General features: G+C 68.7%; 5 protein-coding genes. 3 read left to right on the top strand and 2 right to left on the bottom strand.

Annotated elements, in window-relative coordinates; all coding sequences use genetic code 11:
• The 3 genes from hisF to coaA form a co-directional block, all read left to right on the top strand.
• Positions 1–636: imidazole glycerol phosphate synthase subunit HisF (gene hisF / locus ACFE7U_RS12085; protein WP_375409974.1), on the top strand; the 636-nt coding region annotated here is incomplete at its 5' end.
• Between the two features lie 19 nt (positions 637–655).
• Positions 656–979 carry a phosphoribosyl-ATP diphosphatase gene (locus ACFE7U_RS12090; RefSeq protein ID WP_375409975.1) on the top strand — a complete coding sequence of 108 codons (324 nt, stop codon included), beginning with the start codon at positions 656–658 and terminating at the stop codon, positions 977–979.
• Positions 976–2,001: a type I pantothenate kinase gene (gene coaA / locus ACFE7U_RS12095; RefSeq protein ID WP_375409976.1), complete on the top strand. Its 1,026-nt coding sequence runs from the start codon at positions 976–978 to the stop codon at positions 1,999–2,001. The genes ACFE7U_RS12090 and coaA overlap by 4 nt, the downstream gene beginning before the upstream one ends.
• A 216-nt stretch (positions 2,002–2,217) precedes the next feature.
• Here the strand turns inward: coaA and thpR are convergent, their stop codons facing one another.
• A complete protein-coding gene (thpR, locus tag ACFE7U_RS12100; protein ID WP_375409977.1) occupies positions 2,218–2,772 on the bottom strand; it encodes an RNA 2',3'-cyclic phosphodiesterase in 555 nt (184 codons plus the stop codon).
• A gap of 34 nt (positions 2,773–2,806) precedes the next feature.
• The gene (locus tag ACFE7U_RS12105; protein WP_375409978.1) at positions 2,807–3,442 is read right to left on the bottom strand and encodes an arylesterase; all 636 of its coding nucleotides are present in this window, start codon (positions 3,440–3,442) and stop codon (positions 2,807–2,809) included.
• Between the last annotated feature and the right edge of the window lie 87 nt (positions 3,443–3,529).

Here is a 3,529-nt window from a genome sequence, read left to right on the forward strand (position 1 = left end):
ACGGCGAGCCACGAGGACCGCGGCACGCTGCTCGATATCGTCAGCCGCACCGCGGAGGCCTGCTTCATGCCGCTCACCGTCGGCGGCGGCATCCGGACCGTGGCCGATATCCGCACCCTTCTGCTTGCCGGGGCCGACAAGGTCTCGATCAACACGGCGGCCGTGAAGGATCCGGATTTCGTCTCGGCGGGCGCCCTCAAGTTCGGCAGCCAATGCATCGTGGTGGCGATCGACGCCAAGCGCACCTCGGCCCCGGGCGAACCCGCAGCTTGGCAGATCTTCACCCATGGCGGGCGCACCCCCACCGGGATCGACGCGATCGATTTCGCCCGCCAGATGGCAAAGCGCGGTGCCGGCGAGCTGCTCGTGACCTCGATGGACCGGGACGGGATGCGCTCGGGCTACGATCTCGCGCTGACCCGCGCCATCACCGACGCGGTCTCGATCCCGGTCATCGCTTCCGGCGGAGTTGGCAGCCTCGACGACCTTGTGGCGGGCGTACGGGACGGCGGCGCCAGCGCCGTTCTTGCCGCCTCGATCTTCCATTTCGGCCAGCACACCGTGGGGGAGGCGAAGCTGCACATGGCGGCGGCCGGCCTCGCGGTGCGGCTCGACGCCGGTGGGGGTCAGTCGTGACAACGGGGTTCAGGATCACATGACCCAGTTCTCCCTCCTGGACCTCGAAGCCCTCGTGGCCGTGAGGGCCGAGGCGCCGCCCGACCAATCCTATACCGCCAAGCTGCTGGCTGGCGGCCCTGCCAGGGCGGCGAAGAAGCTCGGCGAGGAAGCGGTCGAGGCTGCCATCGCCGCGGTTCAGGGCGACCGGCCCGGGCTCGTCGCGGAATCGGCCGACGTCCTCTATCACCTCCTCGTCGTCCTGAAGGGCGCCGGCATCGGCCTCGACGAGGTCCTGGGCGAACTCGAGCGCCGCACCGCGCAGAGCGGGATCGCCGAGAAGGCGGCGCGGGGGGCGGCGTGAGCGGAGCACCGCAGACGGAGCCGCTGGCGGCCCTGGCGCCGAGCGTGATCGCTGGCCAGGACCCCGTTACCGGGGAGGGCCCCGAGCGGCTGTCGCCCTACCGCCTGTTCCCCCGCGAGGAATGGGCGGGGTTGCGCGCCGACACGCCCCTCACCCTCACGGCCGAGGATGTCGGCCGCCTGCAATCCCTCAACGACCCGATCTCGCTCGAAGAGGTGGTGGCGATCTACCTGCCGCTGTCACGCCTGCTCTCGCTCTACGTCGCGGCGACGCAGGGGCTGTTCAAGGCGACGCAACGCTTCCTCCTGGCCGAGCACGAGGCCAAGGTCCCCTACATCATCGGGGTCGCGGGCTCGGTGGCGGTGGGCAAGTCGACCATGGCCCGCGTGCTCAAGGCACTGCTGGCACGCTGGCCGAATACCCCCAAGGTCGACCTCGTCACCACCGACGGGTTCCTCCTGCCCAATGCCACCCTGCAGCGCATGGGCGCCATGGACCGCAAGGGTTTTCCCGAGAGCTACGACACCGCCGCGCTCCTTCGCTTCCTCACCGACATCAAGGCCGGCAAGAAGCGGGTGGCCGCCCCGCTCTACTCGCACCTCGTATACGACGTGATGCCGGGCGAGGAGCGGGTGGTGGAATCCCCCGACATCCTCATCGTCGAAGGCCTCAATGTTCTCCAGCCGGCCCGCCTGCCGCGGGACGGCACCGCCATCCCCTTCGTCTCGGACTTCTTCGACTTCTCGATCTACCTCGACGGGCACGAAGATGACCTGCACCGGTGGTATCTCAACCGCTTCCTGCGCCTGCGTCACACGGCCTTTCGCGATCCGCTCTCCTATTTTCGAAAATACGCGGAGGTCAGCGAAGCCGAGGCGATCGAGATCGCCGACGGTCTCTGGACCACGATCAACCTGCCGAACCTGCGCGACAACATTTTGCCGACCCGCCAGAGAGCGAGCCTGATCCTGGCGAAGGGGGCGAGCCACCGGATCGAGAGCGTGGCGCTGCGGCGGTTGTGATCCGATCGTCGCACCGCTCCGGTTGTCATTCCGGGGCTGCCCCCGGATCTGGCCTTTGGCCAGTCCGAGGATGAACTCCGCAGAGCCCGGAACCCCGAGCCGCCGACGGGGCAAACTGGAAAACTACCTGCGGTGATGGGTTCCGGGCTCGCTTGCGGCGCCCGGGAACGACCGAGTGCGTCGGATTCCGGTCCCAGCTATCGCAAACCGAGAACGCTACTCGGTTACAGTTCCCCCAAGCGGGTAAGCCGCCTCGACCACGTAGGGCCCTCCGCCTTTCGATTCGCGGGCCGAGAAGAGGGCGACCCGCTCGGACAGGAAGGACAGGGGCGGGAAGAAACCGGCTTCGGCGAGGTAGGCTGCGACGTCGGGCGCTTTCACCTCGCGGCGCAGGCGGGCAAGCGTCACGTGGGGCGTGAACTTGCGCCGTTCCGGCTCCGCGCCGGCCTGTCGGCAGATGCGTTCATGCTCGGCCTGGAGCGCGTCGAGTTCGGTGCAGGGCGCTACGGCGGCGATGATCGACCGGGGCTTCTCGCCTCCGAAGCTGGCGAGACCCGACAGCGTGATCGGGAGGAGGCCGCGCGGGCGCGCCTCCGACAGCAGGTCGTGAACGGTGTCCGCCAGCGGCAACTCCACATCGCCGAGGAAACGCAGGGTGATGTGGAAGTCCGCGGGGTCGATCCAGCGCGCACCTCGCAATCCGCTTTGGTATCGGGCCAAGGCATCGGCGATGCCGGCGGGAATTTCCAGGCCGGTGAAGAGACGTGGCATCGCGTCGGCCCCGTGTTTCCAGTCTATGCCGTCCTCACCGGCGCCCCGCCTGGATCCGGTCGAGGAACGTCTCGACGGTGGGCAGGATGCCGGACACGATCGCCTCGACGCCCTTGCTGTTGGGATGCAGTCCGTCCTCGAGGTTGAAGGCGCGGTCCCCGACGATGCCCTTCAGGAAGAATGGGTAGAGCACGAGGTCGTGGGTGCGGGCGAGGTCCGGGTAGATCGCGTCGAACCGGGCGACATAATCCGGCCCGAGGTTGCGCGAGGCGTTCATGCCGGCGAGCAGCACCGGGATTCCTCTGGCCTTCAGGCGGGTGATGATCGTGTCGAGCGCCTTGCGCGTCACCGCCGGGTCGGTGCCGCGCAGCATGTCGTTGGCGCCGAGTTCGAGCACGACCCCGTCGATGCCGTCCGGGACGGACCAGTCGAGGCGGTCGAGGCCACCGGTGGAGGTGTCGCCGGAGACGCCGGCATTGGCCACCGTCACGTTCCGGCCTCGGGCCTGCAGGGCACGTTCCAGAACCGAGGGAAAGGCCGCGCTCGCCGGGAGGCGGTATCCCGCGCTGAGGCTGTCACCGAAGGCGACGAGCTTGAGGGGAGCACCGGCCGGGGCGGCGTCGGCGGGGGTGCCGCTCAGGAAAAGTGCGGCAAAGAGCGCGATCAGCATGGCCCAGCTGCGCGGCTCATGGCACCTCGCCCACCCACGGACCATATCGCGGGAAGCCGACAGGACGGACCCGACACGTGACACAGA

It is taken from the genome of uncultured Methylobacterium sp. (assembly GCF_964251405.1).
Classification (GTDB): Bacteria; Pseudomonadota; Alphaproteobacteria; order Rhizobiales; family Beijerinckiaceae; genus Methylobacterium.